Raw genomic sequence first — 19,929 nt, 5'->3', positions numbered from 1 at the left:
TTGGGCTATGTTGGCTAGGGAAATTATGACCAAGGATGTAATTACGGTAAAAAGGGAAGATACGGTTGAACATGTTATTAAGCTGCTGATGGAGCATAATGTCAGCGGCTTGCCGGTGGTAGATGAAGAAAACCATGTTGTGGGAATGATCACTGAAGGAGACCTGATTTATCGTAGTAAGAAGCTGCAAATTCCCAGTTATTTTACGATTTTAGACAGCTATATTTTTCTGGAAAGTACTAAAACCATTCAAGAGCAGATTAGAAAAATGGTTGGCTATCGGGTAGAGGATGTAATGACTGAAAAGGTTATTTCAGTTGATGTGGAAGAAAATATTGAAGAAATTGCCACCTTGATGGCGACTAAAAAGGTCAATCGGGTACCGATAACAGAAAATGGAAAGCTAGTGGGGATTGTTAGTAGAAGAGATATCATTAAAGCCTATGCCGACAGTTAATGCGAAAAATGTAATTCCTATGATAAATTAAATAACCCCATGGTATTTTGACTTTGCCTTCAAAATGAATTTGAAGGCAATTTTTTGTAATCTCTATTCCAAATATTTCCATGATTATAGTAAAAAATTAACTACTAATTATGGAATACCTTTAATAATTGACATGCAATTGTCAAAGTATTACAATAAAATAATAGAATAATAAAAAAGCGAGGGGAATGGGGGAGTTTCATGAAAAGAAAAATAATAGCTTTACTGGCCTTTATCGCTACTGGCTGCGGTTTATTAATAAGCGCTGTTATGATTAATCGAGATATATTAACTGCTCTGTTGGCAGGAATCGTAATTATTTTTTATGGGCTGGGGCTATTGGGTCATTACCGGGAAATTACACATCAACCAAGGGAGGAAGCAAAATGAAATTAGATAAAGAAAGGCTTCAAATACTTGGTTGCTCCCTAGTGGCGGTGATAATTACATGGTTTCTTAATCATGAAATGGGCTATGGTGCAGTTGTTGCCAGTGGCTTAGTAGGCGTATTGGCAGCCATACTGCTGCCGGGCAACCTGGCAGGCATCACCTATGCAGCATCCTTTGTGGGTATGTCATCTACCAAGGTGATCCCATCCCTCACCGGAGCTGCCCTTGCTGGAATCATTGTGGGAATTGTATTGTCCCTTACCACTGAGATTTATGCAGGAATTGGAGGCAAGGGGGGAACATCAGCTGCCCTGTCTACCTTAATTACTAGGGCTATTATGAATCTGCTGGGTTAGGAGAGAAGAAAAAATGGAAAGCCTATATATAATTGTTGTTTCCATATTGGCAGCAATTGCCACCTATGGTATCAGTGTTTACATGAAAAAAGGGGCCGTTTTTGGCTCTGCCGTTGTGACGTTGGTTTCTGGAATCGTATTTCCATATTTTTTCCCTGCCCTGGGCACTAAAATGGCGATCATGGCTGCCTGTTCATCCTACGGAGGTATGGTGGCTGTAAAGTATGTACCAAGGCTGGGGGAAATGGCGGCAGTTGGCTTTATTATGGGAATCATCTATATAATTACGGAAAATGCATATGTTGGCATCGGCGGAAGGCTGGGAACCATTGCCGCCATAGCATGCTTTACATGGTTTGGTATAAAAAGGGTTTATACAATGCTTGGTTCTTCTGAAAGCCAGGAGCAGGCCCAGGATACCAACCTCAGTTAAATAAATAGCTTAAGCCCTCTGAATTGACAGCAGGAAAATCGGCCCGGCCGTTTTTCTTAGAGGAAAGACGGGGGCTTTATTTATGTCATATTTTATTCCAGTCTTCATCTTCCCAATGAATCATTGAATAAAATAGAAATCTACTGTACAATAAAAGAGACATTTTCTGAACAAAAAGCAATAATTCCTTCAGAATTGAAACAGGATTGATATTTTAGGAGGTTTATAATGAAATCATTTAAGATGCTCTTTCAAAAAAAATCCTTATGCTTATTACTGCTGTTATTTTTATTTTGGTTGATATTATCCCCCGGCCTAACCATTCAGTCTTTCGTTAGCGGGTTAATTATTTCAGTTATTGTAGTCTTAACTAATCAGGACCTGCTGTTTGAAGAAAGGGAAACCTCTTTTTATTCACTAAAGGGAATCGTCAGGCTGATTAAGTTCATAGGAGTCTTGATAGTTGAAATTGTGAAGGCAAATTTAGATGTTGCCAAAATAGTACTTAGTCCCTCAATGCCCATCTCACCCTGCTATGTTAAGGTGCCTGTAAAGCATAAAAAGGTTTTAAATAAAGTATTGTATGCCAACAGTATAACCTTAACCCCCGGAACGCTTTCAGTAGATATTAACGAAGATGAAATTTTGGTCCATGCCCTTACCAAAGCGGCCGCCGACGGAATGGAAGAAAATCAGCTAGAGAAAAATACCTTGCAACTGGAGGAGAAATAATGATGATCGAGCAAGCATTTTTACTGGTTTCAATTTTTTTAGCACTATTAACCTTTATCAGCCTTTACCGAGCCTATGTGGGCCCCACTCCAGCCGACCGTGTTGTAGCCATTAATGTCATATCCACCAAGGTTACGGTATTGATTACAGTTCTGGCCCTGTTGACCAGACAGGATGCTTTTGTGGATGTAGCCCTGGTTTATGCCATGATGGGCTTTATAGCAACGGTTTGTGTATCTAAATATATGGAAAAAGGCAAATTGCTTTAAGGAGTGAAGGGAATGGAATTGATAATAAATACACTGGTGATTTTACTAATCATTGGGGGTGCCTTCTTTTTTCTTGTGGGAACTGTAGGTTTAATCAGAATGCCCGATGTTTTCTGTCGTATGCACGCCACCACCAAATGTGACACACTGGGGGCAGGACTGTTGCTGTTAGCCTTAATTATATCCCGGGGCTTTAGTGTAATCAGCTTAAAGTTAATTATGGTAATCGTTTTCATTTGGATTACCAACCCCACTGCTGCCCATATCATTGCTAAGGCCCAATGGAGAAACGAAAATACCCAATAATTCATTTTGAAAGAAGGTGGATTTTGATGGCCGTTTTAAATGTAATACTAGTTATTTTTTTAATTGTCTGTGCCATAGCTGTAGAAAGGACCAAGGATCTTTTGGGGGCGGTCATTATTTTTGCTGCCTATAGCTTGATTATGGCAGTACTATGGCTGCTGATGCAGGCGCCGGATATTGCTTTGACCGAGGCCGCCATTGGGGCCGGGGTGACTACTATTTTATTTATTGGAGTAATCAGCCGAACAAGGAGGATGGAGAAATGAAGAAACTGCTATTTATTTTTGTTTTAACAGGTTTATTCCTCTTGTTGGTTTCCAGTATTTTAAAAATGCCATCCCTTGGAAGTGTTGAAAACCCCTCCTACAATGAGGTTACTCACTACTATATAGACCATACCCTGGAGGATACCAGTGCCCCCAATGTTATTGCCGCTGTCATTACAGATTATAGGGCCTTCGATACCTTGGGGGAAACAACAGTCCTCTTTACGGGTATTGCTGCGGTGATTTCGGTACTACAGATTAATCATAAGAACAAGGGGGAAAAGCATCATGGATGATATAATAGTTAAAACCATTACAAGGCTGATTATACCCTTTATACAGATTTACGGTATTTTTATTATTCTTCATGGACATATTTCTCCCGGCGGTGGATTTTCCGGTGGTGCTGTTTTAGGGGCCAGTATGATTTTATTTACCCTGTCCTTTGGACTGAAGAGGGCTACGAAAAAGGTCTCCCATAAAACATCAGCCATTGTGGAATCTAGCGGAATACTATGGTATATCTTAATTGGACTGTTGGGAATTGTTTTAGGTGGTGCTTTTCTTACCAATAGGGGAGCCGGTTTTTTTATGGGCTTACCAGGAAACCTGATAAGTGCAGGAATGATTCCTCTGTTGACCATTGCAATAGGAATAAAGGTGGCCAGTACCATGATCACGCTATTCCATACTATTATTGAGGAGGATTAAAGGTGGAATTATTAAATTCAATAATAGATCATATCAATTATATTGCGGCTGTAGCCCTGTTTGTTATCGGACTTTATACTGTTTTAACCCATTCCAACCTGTTGAAAAAAGTAATTGGGATTAACATTATGGAGACCTCAATCTTTTTATTTTTTGTATCAATTGGCTATGTTCACGGTGGGAGATCCCCCATTAAGCTGATGACTACAGGGCAGGCTACCTATGTAAATCCGCTGCCCTCGGCCCTAATATTAACAGGAATTGTTGTTGCCGTCAGTATTACAGCCTATTCCTTGAGCTTGATTATGAAGCTATATAAGGCCTATGGTACCATGGATATCGATGAAATAATGGAAATAAGGAGTGAAAAGACCAATGTATAGCCAACATTATCCTGTACTAATTTTACTCCTTTTACTTTCTACTGCTGTGATCATTCCCCTACTGGGTCAAAATGGCTTTTCAAAACTAAAATTAATGATTATGACTTCGCTGTCAATGGTCTGGGCCCTTTCTGCCGCCACCCTGCATCGGGTTTATCAAAGAGGTGCCTTTGTCTATCACTTTGGAAACTGGAGCCCTAAAATCGGGATTGAATTTATTATAGACGAATTTTCAGCCTTTATGGTTCTGTTTATTGTTTCCATTTCATTTTTAATACTGATTTATTCCTTAAAGGATATTGAACATGAAATTGATCCAGGGCAGTTCGGAAGCTATTATACATTAATTTTTGTTTTGCTGTTTTCCATGGTAGGTATTACCCTTACCAACGATTTGTTTAATATGTACGTATTTATGGAGATACTTTCCCTTACCTCCTGCAGCATTATATCTATAAAACGAAAGAAAGAAAATTACCTGGCTTCATTTCGTTATCTGATGCTGAACACCATCGGCTCCCTTTCGGTTTTATTGGGAATCGCTCTATTGTATATGGTCACAGGCCATTTGAATATGATAGAGGCATCTAAAGCCATTGGTGAAGTGTGGCAGCTATATCCTACCAATATTTTGGTTGCTATTGGCTTTATGCTAACGGGTATGGCCATCAAGGCGGCGGTATTTCCCTTGCATATCTGGTTGCCCGATGCCCACTCCAATGCGCCGACCCCTTCCAGTGCATTGCTTTCGGGGGTAGTGGTGAAGGTCTATGTGTTTACAATTATTAAAATACTCTTTAGGGTTCTGGGAATCAATATTATTACTGCCCTCGATATTCCCACCTACATTACGTATTTTGCAGCCATGGGTATGATTATGGGCTCCATTTTTGCCATTGGCCAGAAGGATATTAAGCGGATGCTGGCTTATTCCAGTGTAGCGCAGATCGGGTACATATTCCTGGGATTGGGCCTTGGAACGGTTCAGGGCTTATCTGCTGCCCTGTTCCATGTAATATCCCACGGTCTGATGAAATCAGCTCTCTTTTTAAGTGCCGGGGCCATAATCTATAAAAAGGGCAAAAGAGATATTCGAGACTTTGACGGAATTGGCTATGAAATGCCCATTACCATGGGGGTTTTTACCATTGCAGCCTTTGGAATGATTGGAATTCCGGGAGTCAATGGATTCATGAGTAAAATCTATTTAAGCTTTGCTGTATTAGAGGCGGGAAAACCAATATACTTAATTATTATCCTGCTGAGCAGTCTTTTGAATTCCTTTTATTATTTGCCCATTATTATTTCTGCCTTCTTAAAGGAAAGCAAGGATCGTAAAAATGTAATGGTGGTGGAGGACATACCCAAAAGAATGCTCCTGCCCATGGTTTGCATTGGTCTGGCCTGTATTGTCATGGGATTTTTACCAGACCTGGTAATGAATTTTATTCAAAAAGCCGTTCCAACCTTTTTAACATCAGGTTTTTAACTTTTCATCCAGCGTTTTGAAGATTTTTGGTGAACTAAATACATTGTGATCCACCGGCACCTTTTCAAAGGAAAGGGTGCCTTAGTGTGAGAACAATTATTGATTAAAAATAACTAAAAAGATACCCTAAATGTATTGCAAATTAAAGGGAAGAAGAGTAGAATAGGAGTAAGAGGAATAAAATGTTAAAGTTATAACGATATGAATGTTAAAATTCCTCAAAACCCCTCCTATTAAACCATACTTACCTAAATAATTAACCTTTAGATAAAAAGACCTTTATACTTAGTCGATGCGTTAATTTTAAAGTAAAGGAGGAATAAAATGAAGAATGGTGATTTAATAATCAGTCCTGAAGGTGAGGAAAAGGGAATAAATAGCCCTCTGAGTCATCATAAAATGGATTTTTTTTCTGTTAATACCTTGATCATCTTAATTGTATTTATTTTATTAACAGTGCAATATTTACTTCTTCATACCAGTCTGGGCAGGTATATTTTTACCGAAATACTACACAATCCAAAGCTCCCTATGATTATTTTGCTGCTTCCCTTCATTTCAGCTCCATTATCGGCCTATTTGGGAATGAAATCAGAGGATTACCGTGATATTATCATGGTTAACATGACCTTTATCACCCTGCTGCTGGTATTATTTTTATATTCCGATGTAATGAAAGAAACCCTTTTGATACAAATGCCGAAAATACTTGGCTTCGGGCTAAATTTCAGGATTGATTTCCTGGTTTGGATGCTGCTGTTGGCAGCCTCGGTCCTATGGCTTCTGGCTTCAATCTATGCCCACAACTATATGTTTGAAGAGGAACAGCATCGAAGCCGCTTTTATTTTTGGATGTCCATTACCTTTGGTGGTGTAATTGGGGCCCTTATGGCAGAGGATTTATTGACCATGTTTTTATTCTTTGAGGTCATGTACCTAAGCTGTTATTTCCTTGTGGCCCATAACCAGTCCAACAGCGCCCTAAGGGCAGGAAATCGTTATATTTACCTGGGGGTTACCGGGGGGCTAAGCATTCTATTTAGTATGAGCCTCCTGTATTATCATACAGGTACCTTTAAGATCGCAGAAATGGGAGAAGGGGTCAGTACCCTATGGCAGGCCAACCAGACGGCGGCGCTGGCCGCTATGGCCTTTATGCTCCTGGGAATTGGTGTTAAGGCGGCTATATTCCCGCTGCATTTTTGGTTGCCGGAGGCCCATTCCAGTGCGCCAACTCCCTCCAGTGCAATTTTGTCTGGAATTGTTTTAAAGGTGTACTTGTTTTCTTTGATGAAAATATTAATCAGGATATTAGGCCCACAAGTAATGAATGAGAGTGGTTTGCCCTGGCTATTGACCCTTTTAGCCACCATAAGCATGATTATGGGCTCTATTTTAGCCATCGGTCAAAAGGATATTAAAAAAATGCTGGCTTATTCCAGTGTTGCCCAGGTGGGCTATATATTATTGGGAATTGGCCTGGCCAATCAAATGGGCTATCAGGCAGCCCTGTTTCATATGATAACCCATGCTTTAATGAAGGGAGCCCTGTTCTTTTGTGCAGGGGCAATTATCTATCAAAAAGGAAAAAGAAATGTGAAGGAATTCCAGGGAATAGGCTATGAAATGCCCATCACCATGGGAGTGTTTTCCGTTGCAGCTTTTTCAATGATTGGTATTCCAGGATTAAACGGGTTTATGAGTAAATGGTATTTAAGTATGGCAGCCCTTTCAGCCGGTAAGCCTATATTTGTTATCATGATCATGATCAGTAGCTTTTTAAATGCCATCTACTATTTGCCAATTATTATTACAGCCTTCTTAAAAGAAAATAATAGCCGTAAAAATGTTCTTACCATCGACCAGGTTCCAAAAACAATGCTGGCACCCATGGTTTTATTAGCCACAGGATGTGTCGTATTGGGGTTCTTTCCCCAATGGTTAATGGGCTTTATTGAACGAGCAATAACCCTTTTCTAAGGACACGGCCTAGAAAATCAATGGAGGAGATTAAAACATGAAAAGTTCACAGGAGCTTTCGGCTCACCTATCCCCGGAGATTGCCAAAAGACCCCTAAAGCAAAGTGGAAAACTAAATTCATTTACGTTGGATAGTATGGTTGTCTTTTTTTCAGCAGTGCTGGCGGTTATCGCCTTTGTGGCCCTGACAACCACTGATATTGGTCAAACCCTGGTGAAGCAGTACCCTTCAGTTAAAAAACTGGGCGATTTTCTTTCCACCTATAAGGGCCTGCCAATTTTGACCATTTTGATACCCATGATAGGAGGCCCCATTGAAACCTATTTGGGAATGAAATCAGAAAATTTAAGGGATGCTACGGTGGTTAACACCAGCTTTATTACCCTCCTATTGGTATTGGCAATGTATCCCCAGGCCCTGGCCGGCACCTTAACCTATCATATCCCAAAGGTTTTGGGCTTTGGACTTTATTTTAAGGTTGACATGCTCAGCTTTACGGTCATTACCATTACCTCGGTCTTATGGCTTTTGGTAATGATCTATTCCCATGATTATATGCTTTTTGAGAATCACCGAAATCGCTTTTACTTTTTTATGTCAATCACCTATGGGGCTATTTTAGGTACCGTTATGGCCGGTGATATCTTTACCATGTTTCTGTTCTTTGAAATTATGACCTTCAGCTCCTATATGCTGGTTTCCCATTGTGAGCATAAGGAATGCATAGAGGCGGGCAACAACTACATTTATATGGGGGTATTGGGAGGCTTAAGTATTCTCTTTGGAATGATTTTGCTATACTTGAATACCAATACCCTGGAATTTGTTCCGCTGGCTTCAAAATTTCAACAAATGGGAGCTATGAAGTATATTATTATCGGTTTGTTTATTTTTGGCTTCGGAATTAAGGCCGGTATGGCCCCGGTTCATGTGTGGCTACCAAAGGCCCACCCCGTTGCACCGACTCCTGCCAGTGCATTGCTGTCGGGCATTATGATTAAAATAGGTGCCTATGGTATTTTAAGGGTGACCACCAGCTTTTTCTTTCCATTGCAGACTGAAATAGAAGGCTATCAAGATCTTTTATGGGGGCCTGCAAAATCTTTGGGGGCAGTGGTCATCTGGTTGGGAATCATCACCATGGCCCTGGGAGTATTCCTGGCCCTACAGCAAAGCAACATGAAAAAAATGCTGGCTTATCATAGTGTCAGCCAAATGGGCTATATTATTTTAGGAATAGGGGTAGCTGTTTATCTTGGCCACAAGGGGGCTATGGGCTTTGCAGGCAGTATTTATCACATTATTAACCACGCCCTATTTAAATCACTGCTATTTATGGTAGCCGGAGTCATCTATTTGAAAACCCATGAGCTGGATATGTATAAACTGGGGGGCTTTTGGCGAATCATGCCCTTCACCGCAGCCGTCACCCTGGTGGCTGCCCTGGGGATTACAGGAATGCCTGGTTTTAATGGCTTTGCCAGTAAATCAATATTACACCACGGCATTATTGAAGCCTATGAATATGGTCATTGGTCCTTTAAATATGCAGAAACTGCCTTTACCATCATCAGTGCCGGAACAGTCTGCTCCTTTATTAAGCTTTTTGGCTTTGTATTTCTGGGTAAGCTGCCTGATAAATACAAAAACCTGAAGGGAAGCTACCGTACAATGGATATGGCCATGGGGGGACTGGGCCTACTAATTATAGGGGTTGGCCTAAGGCCTGATTATCTGTTGAATAAATTTATTATTCCAGCTGCCAGATCCATCACCTTCGATCCCCACTTTATCGATAAGTATTTAGTTAACATGAACTTCTTCAATTCCCATGACATGATGGGAATGGTCTGGGTATATTTATTGGGGGCCGTCATTTTCTATTTGGGAATCAGGTTTCATTTATTTCATCTGCACTTTCCCCATTGGCTTAAGGTGGAATATATTGTGTTTTATCCGCTTAACAAGGTACTTCAGTTTATCTGTAAGGTCATGGCTAAGAAAGAGGAACAGGGTATTGAAAAGCATGATGCCATTGAAGGAATGGGGGATGCCCTTTGTGCCATTGTCGAGCGACAGGAGGCGGAAGCACAAAAAAAAGAAGGAATCATCAATCGATTTCTTACCACCATTGGCATATTCACAGATCGGTATGAAATGAGCCTGATACGGAGTGATGTAGTAATTTATTCCATCATTTTAACGGGAATTCTGGCGATATTAATAATATTTGGTTAAGTTCTAGCTGATTACGGGCCCTGGGAAGGTATTACCTTTCCAGGGCTTATTTTTTCGGCAGGCCCAGTAAAAGGCCAAAAATATTGACAGCACAGTGGTAAATAATGTATTATGAAAGAACCTATTCAAAAAATGCTATTTTCTAATAATCAATTTATCTATTTGAATTTAGATGATAGTATTTGACAGGAGGGTTAATAAAATGAATATTCTTGAGATTGTTGTTTTGCTATGGCTTCCTGCATTGGTTGTGGTTTTTGGTTTACTGGATGCCCTGGTAATACCCTTGTTAGGAAACGATCACCGGTTATTGAGAAGAGTTCTGGTAAATGGGTTTATCTTCCTTACCACAGTTTTAATTATGCTGACCTATAGGCAGGTAATTGAAGCGCCCATTGTCTACCGTTTCCCCAGTATTTTTGGTCAGGGAATTTTCTTTAAAATTGATTTGCTAAACTATATTTTGATGGTCTTTGCAGGTATTATTTTTATGGTTTCAGCCATCTATAGCCTTGAAGATATCAAGGGGCAAGGAGAACGGGTCTATTATTCCTGCTTTATTATTGCCTACGTGGCCACCCTGGGTACCCTCATGGCAGGGGACCTATTAAGCTTTTTTCTATTTTTCGAGGTGATGACCTTCAGCACCTATGCCCTGATGGTTCATTACCGGGGAACGAGTACCCTTGAGGCGGGAAACGTTTACCTTTATATGGGCATTATTGGCGGATTAAGTATCTTAAGTGGAATTATATTGCTTTCAGCCTATACCCAGAGCTATGAATGGACCAATCTAGCATTGAATTTCAGTCAAATGGGGCCCATTAAATATATCATCGGAATGCTGTTTATATTGGGCTTCGGAATTAAGGCGGGGGTGGTACCCTTTCATTTTTGGCTGCCCAAAATCTATCGAGAGGCGCCTGTTTCGGTAAATGCCGTATCTTCAGGAATTTTAACGAAGGTGGGTGCCTATGGTATTTTAAGAATTGCTACGGTAGTCTTTTCTGTCAGTACAGCCGAGGCCAGCACTGCTGGCCCTGCTCTGTGGGAAGCCTCAAAAAATATTGGAGTTGTGGTGATTTGGCTGGGCATTATCACCATGGTGGTGGGGGTTTTTATGGCCCTACTACAGGGAAATATGAAGCGAATGCTGGCTTATCACAGCATTAGTCAAATGGGCTATATCATTATGGGAATTGGTGTAGCAGCCTATCTTGGCTATCAGGGAGCCACAGGCTTTGCAGGCAGTATTTATCATATGATTAATCATGGATTTTTTAAAGGGTTGCTCTTTATGGTGGCCGGTGTGGTCTACTTGAATACCAAGGAGATGGATATGTACAATTTAGGGGGCCTATGGCGAAAAATGCCCTTTGCTGCGGTCATGGCCTTGATTGCAGTTTTGGGAATTACGGGGATGCCCGGCTTTAACGGTTTTGCCAGTAAGTCTATTTTACATCATGCCATTATAGAAGCCTATGAATATGGACATGAATCCTTTCGATATGCTGAGTTGATTTTTAAACTGGTGAGTGCAGGAACAGTCTGTTCCTTCCTGAAATTTTTCAGCTTCATCTTTCTGGGAAAATGCCCCTCCCAGTATGAGGATATAAAGCCCCGCTACCCACGGATGGCCACTGCCATGGCAATATTGGCCATATTTATCGTAATCATAGGCATGCGCCCCAGTATGCTGTTGGAGGGACTTATTGTTCCTGCGGTCAATTCCTTCACCTACGATGCCTCCTTTGTAGAAAGCCATTTAACCGGATTAAATTTCTTTAAAGCGAAGGAAATTTTGGGTATGATATATATATACGGAATAGGAGCCTTGATTTTTGTGGTGGGGGTTAAACTTGACCTGTTTCATGAACACTTGCCCAGTTGGCTTAATGCCGAAAGGCTGATTTATCGGCCTATTACCCATGTGTTTGGTGAATTACCCGGTCAGTGGACACAGAAATATGAAAAGCCTATGATCTTAGGGGACGTATTTATCTATGCCACGCTGTTAACTGCCATATTGGGGCTTCTGGTGTTTTCCAGCTTTTAAGGCCAGAAACCAGGAAAGGAGTCTTGGAATGAAATTAGGATCCCATGTATCGGTATCAGGCAAGGGCCTTCTCGCTGCTGCTAAAGAGGCCATTTCCTATGATTCAGATACCTTTATGATTTATACAGGTGCCCCGCAAAATACCATCAGAAAAAAAGTAGAAGATATGTATGTCGATGAGGGCCATCAGCTGATGAAGGAGGCGGGAATAGATGAGTTCACTATTCATGCCCCCTATATCATCAATCTTGCCTCCCCCAAGGAGGAACTCTATAAAATGTCTGTTGAATTTTTGCAAAAAGAAGTTGCAAGGGCTGAAGTCATGGGAGGAAAATACCTTGTATTGCATCCCGGTTCCCATGTGGGGGAGGGGGAAGCCCAGGGACTGAAGCGAATTGCTGAGGGTCTCAACGAGGTTATTACCAAAGACCAACATATTTATATCGCCCTTGAAACCATGGCAGGCAAAGGAACAGAGCTAAATTATAAGTTTGAACATACAGCTTTTTTATTGGAAAAAATTAAGTATCATGAAAAGCTGGTGGTCTGCTTTGATACCTGTCATACCCATGATGCCGGCTATGATATTGTCAACGATTTTGACGGGGTATTGGATTCCTTTGACCGGATCATCGGTTTAAACCGCTTGCAGCTATTTCATATCAATGGGTCACTGAACCGGTGCGGGGCTCGAAAAGACCGCCATGCCAATATTGGAGCCGGGCCGGATAACCCCAGGGGAATCGACCAAATCGGGCTTAAGGCCCTGAGATACATTGTACATCATGAAATTGCCAGGAATAAACCCTGTATTTTAGAAACACCCTGGTTAGATAAAAAGACAAACCTTTATCGGGAAGAAATTGCCCTGTTAAGGGAAAAATAAAAGCCCCAAAGAAATTTGGGGCAAGACCTCTTCCGGGCTATTGGCTGCTATCTGTGGTAGACTCGAAGGGGCTGATGGCCATATTTATGTTTTTCATCACAATGGTGGCCTTCAATAGTACCAAATCTGGTTCTTGATTAGTAACTTCCTGCTCTAAATCATCAATTGAGAGCATTAATTTATGAACGACATCCGAAGCATCCTTTTCAAGTAATTTCGAGCGAAGTCCTTCAGCCACTTCCTTAGCTTCTTCAACCTCCAGCTTCGATTCCTCGTATTCTTCCATCGCAGTTAAAATGGCAGCTTGTCTGATATGATAGCTTAGCTTGTAAAGCTCACTAGGCACCCGATGTCGAAAATAGCTGCGATATTTACTCAAATCACTCATAATACCGTTTAGCTCCAGCATGCCCTCCATTTTTTGCCGGGCCTTCAGCTTAAGGGTGGCTTGGTTCATTTTCGATTCGGTTTCACGAAGCAAGGCTTCAGGAACGTTTACCTGCTGTAAATGGGCTTCTACCACATTCCATTGGCGATGAAGCTGATAAAGATTTTCCTCCAACTGATACCATACTTCCTGAATGTCATCAGGGGGTTCCTCCAGCTTAATAATTTCAGATTCAATTTCCTCTTCCTTTAAAAGGGGAATCAAAATACTTTCTTCGGCGATGTACATATTGGGGTCTACCTTTTTCTTTGAGGCTGTGTCCTTTTCCTCCATGGTCTGATCGATCTCTGTCTCCATTTCAACCTCCAGCTCTACCTTTTCCTTTTCCTCAATGGATTTTTCAATACCTGCTATTCCGTCGACCACATATAGCATTTCCAGTATTCGCTGCTCCATTTCAGTAAAGATCTCCGGTAACTCCGGGGTTTTATTCTTACTCTCCTCAGGGGCAGGTTTTTGTGGGTTGTTTTGACATCCGGCCAAAGAAAAGAGCAGTAAAAATATGACCCATAGTGCGATGCTTCCTTTATGGTTTGTTTTCATCCTATCACCTCTGAAATATTTTTTCCATAAATATAAAAAACATAACCACGAATTATTCTTTAGGATGATTATCTAAAAGGCCATGATAAATTAGTACTTAAGAACCGGCAGGAAAAGGTTTGCTGATTAGCGAATTGTAATAGATATAGAAACCCGAAGAAAAGAGGAAATATATGTTTTCAAAATGGCGGAAAAGAAAAGTATTAGATAATAAAATAATCAAGAAAAACAATGTGCCGGTTTTAATTAAAGATAAGGGCTGGTGTGAAATATTTTTAGCCAAGGGCAATCGAAGGATCAACAGCCTGTCAAAGCAGCTAGAGGATTTATTATTGGAAGAGGCCAATCTTAAAAAGGAGCTTCAAGAGGTTAAAAAGCAGCGGGAGGAAGCTATGCAGCAGATCCTTTTATTATCAGATTTAATTAATAGTAAGGGACAGGAAGAATCGCTGAATGAGCTGGAGGCAGTGAAAGAAAAATTTAGTCAATTAAACGAAGAGCTCGATCAGCGTTATGCTGAGCTAGAAGAATATCCTCCTAAAATTGAAGCCCTTAACCTGGAACTGCTTGAAGAAACCGTAGAAATCGCTTATAATGATTTATTAAAGGGAACCGCTGATTTAAATCAGACCAATGCAGAAATCAATCAATATCGAGAAAAGTTAAATCAACTTAGGGAGCATAAGGAAGAGCTGGAAAAGAAAATGGATTATCTCTATTCCTTCATGCATACCATGGTGGGCCCCAAGGAGATGAGTCGCCTGGATATCCATTATTTTAAGGAAAACAAAGAAAATGAATAATTTTTGGGCAAAAGCAAGGTGCAACATCGCCAAGTCTGCGATGAAGCCCTTGCTTCCTTTAATTTTGTAATAATTTTGAGTATTTAAAAAAATGTCCAAACATGATAGGATAAAAATAGAGAGGTGTGATTCATGATTAAAGGAATTGGCATCGATATTATTGAAATAGCTCGAATCAAAAAAGCCGTTGAAAAAAATCCTCGATTTTTGGAACGATTTTTTACTCCCGGTGAACGGCAGCTCCTTAAAGAAAAGGGAAATCATCCCGCCAGCATTGCGGGCTTCTTTGCCGCCAAAGAAGCAATTGTAAAGGCCTTAGGTACAGGCTTTCGCAATATGAAATGGCAGGATATAGAGATTCAGCGGAACCCCCTGGGTAAACCTACAGTAAAATTTCATAATAACAGCAAAAAAATCGCATATAGTAAAGGTATAGAAGAAATTTTAATTTCTATATCCCATAGCAGGGAAAATGCTGTGGCCCAGGCAATTGCCATGGCCAGGAATAAATAATTATTCCGTCAGGGGGGAAGACAAGGTGAAATGGGGTAGGCTTGTGTTGATGCTTATACCCTGCCTGCTGCTGACAGCCTGTGGGCAGCCCACCAAGGAAGAAGTTTATTATGATGCACAGAAGCGATTAAGTGAAATCAAGGCATATCAATGCACTGCCCTGATAAAGGTACAACGGGAAAATGAAGAAAGGGAATATGTTTTTCGGCAGACCTTTCAATACCCCGATCGTTATCATTTGGAGGTATTGGCTCCAGAGGAGCTAAAGGGCAATGTGACGGTCTCCAATGGTAAAACCACATGGCTTCACAACCCTTCCATTAATCAATATTGGCGGCTGGAACCCTTTGAAAAGAGCCAGGAGCAGCTTATGTTTATAGGTTATTTTATGAGAAATCTTTTTGCTTCAGAGGAATCAACCCTGGAGCAGCGTAAAGTGGAAACGGGGGAACAGGTGGGGATTACCACTCCTCTACCGGGGGGCGGTTACTACTTTCAACAGCAGCGCCTATGGATCGATGTAGACAGCCTAATGCCCCAATCCCTTGAAATTGTAGACGAAAGTGGAATGATAAGATTCAAGGTTGAATATGAGAATTTTGAATTGAATCCTGAGCTTGATGATGAAATTTTCCAGCCCAAGTGGGAAGAATAAACCAACAGCCTATACTGGTATAGGGGGAGAATCATGGAACAACAGCTTTTACGGCCCGTCTGGGCAGAAATTAATCTTGATCATTTAAAGCATAATTTGAATGAAGTGAAAAAAATCATTAAAAAAAACACCCTGGTTTGTGCCGTCGTCAAGGCCGATGCCTATGGCCACGGCGCCAGGGAAATTATCAACACCCTGGTCAACCATGGGGTAGACCGGCTGGCAGTGGCTACCATGACGGAAGGGATTCAACTAAGAAGGGTAGGGGTGAAGCTGCCGATCCTGATTTTCGGTTATACTCCTGTTGAATGTTGGCAGATGCTCCTTCAATATAATTTGATTCAAACAGTCTATACCATGGAGCAAGCGAGGTATCTTTCAGAACAGGCTGATAGTATAAATCAAAAATTGAAGGTACATCTAAAAATAGATACGGGTATGTCACGCCTTGGTTTTATCATGGAAGAAGGCATTCAAGGGATTGAGCAGGTATGCTGTCTTCCAGGCCTAGAGGTGGAGGGAATCTACACTCATTTTGCAGTGGCTGACGAGAAAGATAAAACCTATTCCTATCGACAGTTTAATCATTTTATGACTATAATAGATCAATTAGAGCAAAAGGGAATTTCAATTCCCATCAAGCATGCCTCCAATAGTGCTGCCATCATTGATTTGCCAGATATGAACTTAGATATGGTCAGACCTGGAATCATGCTTTACGGAATGTATCCTTCAAAGGAAGTTGACCATGAACGGGTCAAGCTCAAGCAGGTTATGACCTTAAAGGCCAAGGCTGCCCAGGTCAAGGAACTGCCCCCAGGTCGGGGAATCAGCTATGGTTTAATTTACCGAACCAAAGAAAGACAAAAGATTATGACCCTTCCCATAGGCTATGCCGATGGCTTTACCCGGCTTTTCACCAATCGTTCCCAAGTATTGGTGGCAGGGAAAAAGGCTCCGGTGGTGGGGCGAATCTGTATGGATCAAATGATGGTGGATGTTACGGGGCTCGATGTAGAAATGGGACAAGTGGTTACCATTATTGGCGATGATCCTCAAATTGGAAATACTGTCGATGAGCTGGCCCATCAATTACAAACCATCAATTATGAGATTGTCTGCATGATTGGAAGAAGGGTACCACGGCTCTACATGGAAAATAATAGCCTTTTACAGGTTCGTGATAGTTTGTTAGAATAAGGAGGGTTCACGTTTTTTAAAGGGGCTGACTTGGCCATGGAAGGGAAAAAAAGCTATTTTTTTCTCTTCGCGTATAATTTAGTCATTATATTGACACAATTTAAATGAAAATATATAATTGGGTATATATTGCTCGTCTATAAGAATACTAATATAAAGTATACCATTTATAGTATTTTCCTTTCAAAAAATCTTTTCATTCATTAATTCTAGGAGGTGCGAAATGGCTGATTCAAAACGGATTATGATAAGCCTACCCGACAGCCTGTTAAAGGAAATTGATTACATCGTTTGTAATGAAAAAACGAATCGTAGTGAATTTATCAGAAAGGCCATGCATTTATACATTCGTGAAAAAACCAAGGTTGAGCTAAGAGAGAAAATGAAAAAAGGCTATCAGGAAATGGCAACCATTAATCTGTCCCTTGCAGAACTAGGATTAAGCTTGGATGTGTCTTCGTTGGAAAAATACGAAGTTAAAATGGCGGAGTGTGAATAGCGTGAATGTTAAAAGAGGAGACATTTATTATGCGGATTTAAGCCCTGTCATTGGTTCAGAGCAGGGGGGAGTAAGACCTGTCTTGGTGATACAAAACGACATTGGAAATCGGTATAGCCCGACGGTCATTATTGCTGCCATCACATCCCAAATCAATAAAGCCAAATTACCGACCCATATAGAGGTTGCCGCAACTGATTATGGGCTGCCGAAGGATTCGGTTATTCTCTTGGAACAAATTCGAACCATTGACAAGCGTCGATTGGAGGAAAAGATTGGACACATAGATGAAGAAATGATGGAAAAGATCAATGATGGGTTGATGATTAGTTTAGGATTAATAGATTTTTAACAAGGCTTAAGAATTTCTTAGGTCTTTTGTTATGATTGCCGTCATTTTCAACTTCAATTCACTGTGAATATGTAGTATAATAATAAAGATCAAAGGCAAGAAGACCAAGGCAGGAGGTAGACAAATGAAAAAGTTAAAGGGAATGATCATAGGTTTATTGGCCCTTACAGTCGTCCTATTGGTTGGACAAGTGGTTTATGCAGCCGCTAAGGAGCCTGGCACTGCTGATGATCCTTTGGTAACCTTATCTTTTGTTGAACAAAAGCTGGAACAAATAAAGTTTTATGTCGACGAACGGTTAAAGGGAACTCCTCAAACAGGCGAGGGTACCCCAGAAGGGGCTGAATTGGTTGTTGTGGAATTAAAAAAGGGTGAAGCATTAATTGGCGCCCAGGGAACAGAAATTATTCTGCGTTCCGGCGATGCAGTGGCCATTGACAGCCCATCGGGAGGACTGGCCGATGTAACGGGGGCCAGAGACATTACGGCCGATGAAGCAATACCTACAAACCATTTAATTATCATACCAAGGGATGATGGTAGAGGCGTTCGTGCAAAGAACGATACATTTTTTATGGTAAGGGGCAGTTATACTATTCAGCAGCCCTAGTACACCTAAATTAACGGATTACCCCTAGGCAAATTTCCTTCCTTCGTCTGACCCCTGGAAAATTTGTCTCTGCTTTATCCCGACAAAGACTTCCCTGAACGAAGTAAAGGAAGTCTTTTTTATGGAAAAACTATTGAATAGAAGTTGGTGAAGCGATGAAAAAAAGAATTGAAGAGATACCCTATTTACGAGGAATGGCCGGATTGGCTGTGGTGATGGTACATTTATCTGCAATTCCCATCGATACCCTGGGAAAGGACAGCCTTGCCATGGCGCTCTTTACCTTGATTAATCGGGGGTTAAAGTTTACTTCGCCCGTATTTATCTTTATAAGTGGGCTGATCTTTTTTTATAGCTACAAAAACAGACCCTTTCAATATTTCAGCTTTTTAAGAAAACGGTTAAATTCAGTTTTAATCCCCTACCTGGGGTGGAGTCTGTTTTACTATCTGTTTTATGTGGGCCGGGGAATCTATGTATTTGATATAAAGTTCCTGATCAATGGCCTTTTATTGGGCAGAATCAGCTACCATTTTTACTTCATGGTGATTATTATACAATTTTATCTATTGTTTGGGCTGTTTTATCACGCCTTTAAACGATTTAATCCCCATGTGCTTTTGATTGCTGCTGCCATCATTAATTTGATATCCTTAAACTATTTAAATATTCAGTACTCAGATCGTTTTTTTACAAACTATATTTTCTTCTTTAGCTTTGGCTGCTATTGGGCCTATTATTTTGATGAAATCAAGGTACTGTTGAAAAAGTATGCCAAACTGGTCTATGGGGCCTATGGGGCTGCCGCGTTATTGTACGCAGGTCAGTTCTATTATTACTATGCCATGGAACGACCCATTAACGTGGTATACGTAGATTTAATGTGGTTTATTTTTTGTACTGTATCCATCTGCTTCTGCTATCAAATCAGCAGCTTGATTGTGCCAAGGGCTACTGAAAAAATCAAGGCAGTTGGTCAGTTTGTTTCCCGATGCAGCTTTATCACCTATCTGAGCCATCCTTTTTTTATTTACCTGTCAGAGGGGATGCTGAACCGGTTGGGGCTGCTATCCATTTCCAGAAGGTTTTTGCTCAACGTGATGATTGTCTATGGTGGTGTTTTTCTGATGGAATTCATCTATTTAAGGTTGATTCTGCCTTTCCTTAAAAAGACATTTCAATCCCGGGCCATGGCAAATTCCTAATAGGTTTAAGCAAACTATATCAAACTATGTAAAGAAGTCAATCGTGTGGAAAAAAATAGCCAAAATTAAAAAGAAATCTTTACAGGCTTAAATATAAGTAATATATTTATAAAGTAAA

The 19,929-nt window shown here is 40.7% G+C and carries 25 protein-coding genes; 24 read left to right on the top strand and 1 reads right to left on the bottom strand.

Features of this window, described 5'->3' with window-relative positions; translation table 11 throughout:
• The first annotated feature begins 7 nt into the window (after nt 1–7).
• The 16 genes from ACYQ1I_RS02830 (at nt 8) to ACYQ1I_RS02755 (ending at nt 12,983) form a co-directional block, all read left to right on the top strand.
• Nucleotides 8–457, top strand: coding sequence for a CBS domain-containing protein (locus tag ACYQ1I_RS02830; RefSeq protein WP_459762261.1), 450 nt, complete (start codon nt 8–10; stop codon nt 455–457).
• Between the two features lie 231 nt (nt 458–688).
• A complete protein-coding gene (locus tag ACYQ1I_RS02825; protein ID WP_459762259.1) occupies nt 689–877 on the top strand; it encodes a hypothetical protein in 189 nt (62 codons plus the stop codon).
• Nucleotides 874–1,233, top strand: coding sequence for a hypothetical protein (locus ACYQ1I_RS02820; RefSeq protein WP_459762257.1), 360 nt, complete (start codon nt 874–876; stop codon nt 1,231–1,233). Before ACYQ1I_RS02825 ends, ACYQ1I_RS02820 begins: the two co-directional genes overlap by 4 nt.
• Nucleotides 1,234–1,246: 13 nt before the next feature.
• Nucleotides 1,247–1,666, top strand: a complete 420-nt coding sequence (locus ACYQ1I_RS02815; protein ID WP_459762255.1) for a hypothetical protein — start codon at nt 1,247–1,249, stop codon at nt 1,664–1,666.
• A 228-nt stretch (nt 1,667–1,894) separates the two neighbouring features.
• Nucleotides 1,895–2,398: a Na+/H+ antiporter subunit E gene (locus ACYQ1I_RS02810; protein ID WP_459762253.1), complete on the top strand. Its 504-nt coding sequence runs from the start codon at nt 1,895–1,897 to the stop codon at nt 2,396–2,398.
• A complete protein-coding gene (locus tag ACYQ1I_RS02805) occupies nt 2,398–2,667 on the top strand; it encodes an MrpF/PhaF family protein (RefSeq protein WP_459762251.1) in 270 nt (89 codons plus the stop codon). The genes ACYQ1I_RS02810 and ACYQ1I_RS02805 overlap by 1 nt, the downstream gene beginning before the upstream one ends.
• Nucleotides 2,668–2,679: 12 nt before the next feature.
• Nucleotides 2,680–2,973, top strand: a complete 294-nt coding sequence (gene mnhG, locus ACYQ1I_RS02800) for a monovalent cation/H(+) antiporter subunit G (RefSeq protein WP_459762249.1) — start codon at nt 2,680–2,682, stop codon at nt 2,971–2,973.
• 26 nt (nt 2,974–2,999) lie between these two features.
• Nucleotides 3,000–3,239: a hydrogenase subunit MbhD domain-containing protein gene (locus ACYQ1I_RS02795; protein ID WP_459762247.1), complete on the top strand. Its 240-nt coding sequence runs from the start codon at nt 3,000–3,002 to the stop codon at nt 3,237–3,239.
• Nucleotides 3,236–3,535: a hydrogen gas-evolving membrane-bound hydrogenase subunit E gene (mbhE, locus tag ACYQ1I_RS02790; protein WP_459762245.1), complete on the top strand. Its 300-nt coding sequence runs from the start codon at nt 3,236–3,238 to the stop codon at nt 3,533–3,535. The genes ACYQ1I_RS02795 and mbhE overlap by 4 nt, the downstream gene beginning before the upstream one ends.
• Entirely contained in the window at nt 3,528–3,950 is a 423-nt protein-coding gene (locus ACYQ1I_RS02785) for an MnhB domain-containing protein (protein WP_459762243.1), read from the top strand. Before mbhE ends, ACYQ1I_RS02785 begins: the two co-directional genes overlap by 8 nt.
• Nucleotides 3,951–3,952: 2 nt before the next feature.
• On the top strand, nt 3,953–4,333 hold the full coding sequence (locus ACYQ1I_RS02780; protein WP_459762241.1) for a cation:proton antiporter subunit C: 381 nt from the start codon (nt 3,953–3,955) through the stop codon (nt 4,331–4,333).
• The gene (locus ACYQ1I_RS02775; RefSeq protein WP_459762239.1) at nt 4,326–5,822 is read left to right on the top strand and encodes a complex I subunit 5 family protein; all 1,497 of its coding nucleotides are present in this window, start codon (nt 4,326–4,328) and stop codon (nt 5,820–5,822) included. Before ACYQ1I_RS02780 ends, ACYQ1I_RS02775 begins: the two co-directional genes overlap by 8 nt.
• 324 nt (nt 5,823–6,146) lie before the next feature.
• The gene (locus ACYQ1I_RS02770) at nt 6,147–7,802 is read left to right on the top strand and encodes a complex I subunit 5 family protein (protein WP_459762237.1); all 1,656 of its coding nucleotides are present in this window, start codon (nt 6,147–6,149) and stop codon (nt 7,800–7,802) included.
• 37 nt (nt 7,803–7,839) lie between these two features.
• The gene (locus ACYQ1I_RS02765) at nt 7,840–10,041 is read left to right on the top strand and encodes a complex I subunit 5 family protein (RefSeq protein ID WP_459762235.1); all 2,202 of its coding nucleotides are present in this window, start codon (nt 7,840–7,842) and stop codon (nt 10,039–10,041) included.
• A gap of 202 nt (nt 10,042–10,243) precedes the next feature.
• Nucleotides 10,244–12,097 carry a complex I subunit 5 family protein gene (locus ACYQ1I_RS02760; protein WP_459762233.1) on the top strand — a complete coding sequence of 618 codons (1,854 nt, stop codon included), beginning with the start codon at nt 10,244–10,246 and terminating at the stop codon, nt 12,095–12,097.
• Between the two features lie 28 nt (nt 12,098–12,125).
• Nucleotides 12,126–12,983: a deoxyribonuclease IV gene (locus tag ACYQ1I_RS02755; protein WP_459762232.1), complete on the top strand. Its 858-nt coding sequence runs from the start codon at nt 12,126–12,128 to the stop codon at nt 12,981–12,983.
• A gap of 37 nt (nt 12,984–13,020) precedes the next feature.
• On the opposite strand, the gene ACYQ1I_RS02750 is transcribed toward ACYQ1I_RS02755, so the two are convergent.
• Entirely contained in the window at nt 13,021–13,974 is a 954-nt protein-coding gene (locus ACYQ1I_RS02750; RefSeq protein WP_459762230.1) for a hypothetical protein, read from the bottom strand.
• A gap of 173 nt (nt 13,975–14,147) precedes the next feature.
• Here ACYQ1I_RS02750 and ACYQ1I_RS02745 point away from each other — a divergent pair, with 173 nt between their 5' ends.
• The 8 genes from ACYQ1I_RS02745 (at nt 14,148) to ACYQ1I_RS02710 (ending at nt 19,811) form a co-directional block, all read left to right on the top strand.
• Nucleotides 14,148–14,777: a hypothetical protein gene (locus ACYQ1I_RS02745; RefSeq protein ID WP_459762228.1), complete on the top strand. Its 630-nt coding sequence runs from the start codon at nt 14,148–14,150 to the stop codon at nt 14,775–14,777.
• Nucleotides 14,778–14,909: 132 nt separating this feature from the next.
• The gene (locus tag ACYQ1I_RS02740) at nt 14,910–15,290 is read left to right on the top strand and encodes a holo-ACP synthase (RefSeq protein WP_459762226.1); all 381 of its coding nucleotides are present in this window, start codon (nt 14,910–14,912) and stop codon (nt 15,288–15,290) included.
• 25 nt (nt 15,291–15,315) lie between these two features.
• Nucleotides 15,316–15,945 (top strand): LolA family protein, encoded by a 630-nt coding sequence (locus ACYQ1I_RS02735; RefSeq protein WP_459762224.1) that lies wholly within the window; start codon nt 15,316–15,318, stop codon nt 15,943–15,945.
• Between the two features lie 33 nt (nt 15,946–15,978).
• Complete coding sequence (gene alr / locus ACYQ1I_RS02730; protein ID WP_459762222.1) at nt 15,979–17,145, top strand: alanine racemase; 1,167 nt, start codon at nt 15,979–15,981, stop codon at nt 17,143–17,145.
• A gap of 223 nt (nt 17,146–17,368) precedes the next feature.
• Nucleotides 17,369–17,644, top strand: a complete 276-nt coding sequence (locus tag ACYQ1I_RS02725; protein WP_459762220.1) for a CopG family ribbon-helix-helix protein — start codon at nt 17,369–17,371, stop codon at nt 17,642–17,644.
• Complete coding sequence (locus ACYQ1I_RS02720) at nt 17,595–17,996, top strand: type II toxin-antitoxin system PemK/MazF family toxin (RefSeq protein ID WP_459762218.1); 402 nt, start codon at nt 17,595–17,597, stop codon at nt 17,994–17,996. The genes ACYQ1I_RS02725 and ACYQ1I_RS02720 overlap by 50 nt, the downstream gene beginning before the upstream one ends.
• A gap of 124 nt (nt 17,997–18,120) precedes the next feature.
• Complete coding sequence (locus ACYQ1I_RS02715; RefSeq protein WP_459762216.1) at nt 18,121–18,606, top strand: hypothetical protein; 486 nt, start codon at nt 18,121–18,123, stop codon at nt 18,604–18,606.
• Nucleotides 18,607–18,761: 155 nt separating this feature from the next.
• The gene (locus ACYQ1I_RS02710) at nt 18,762–19,811 is read left to right on the top strand and encodes an acyltransferase (protein WP_459762214.1); all 1,050 of its coding nucleotides are present in this window, start codon (nt 18,762–18,764) and stop codon (nt 19,809–19,811) included.
• Nucleotides 19,812–19,929: the final 118 nt, after the last annotated feature.

It is taken from the genome of Alkaliphilus crotonatoxidans (genome assembly GCF_054658015.1).
Note: the sequence above shows the minus strand (reverse complement) of the source record. Positions and strands in the feature narration are given on the sequence as shown.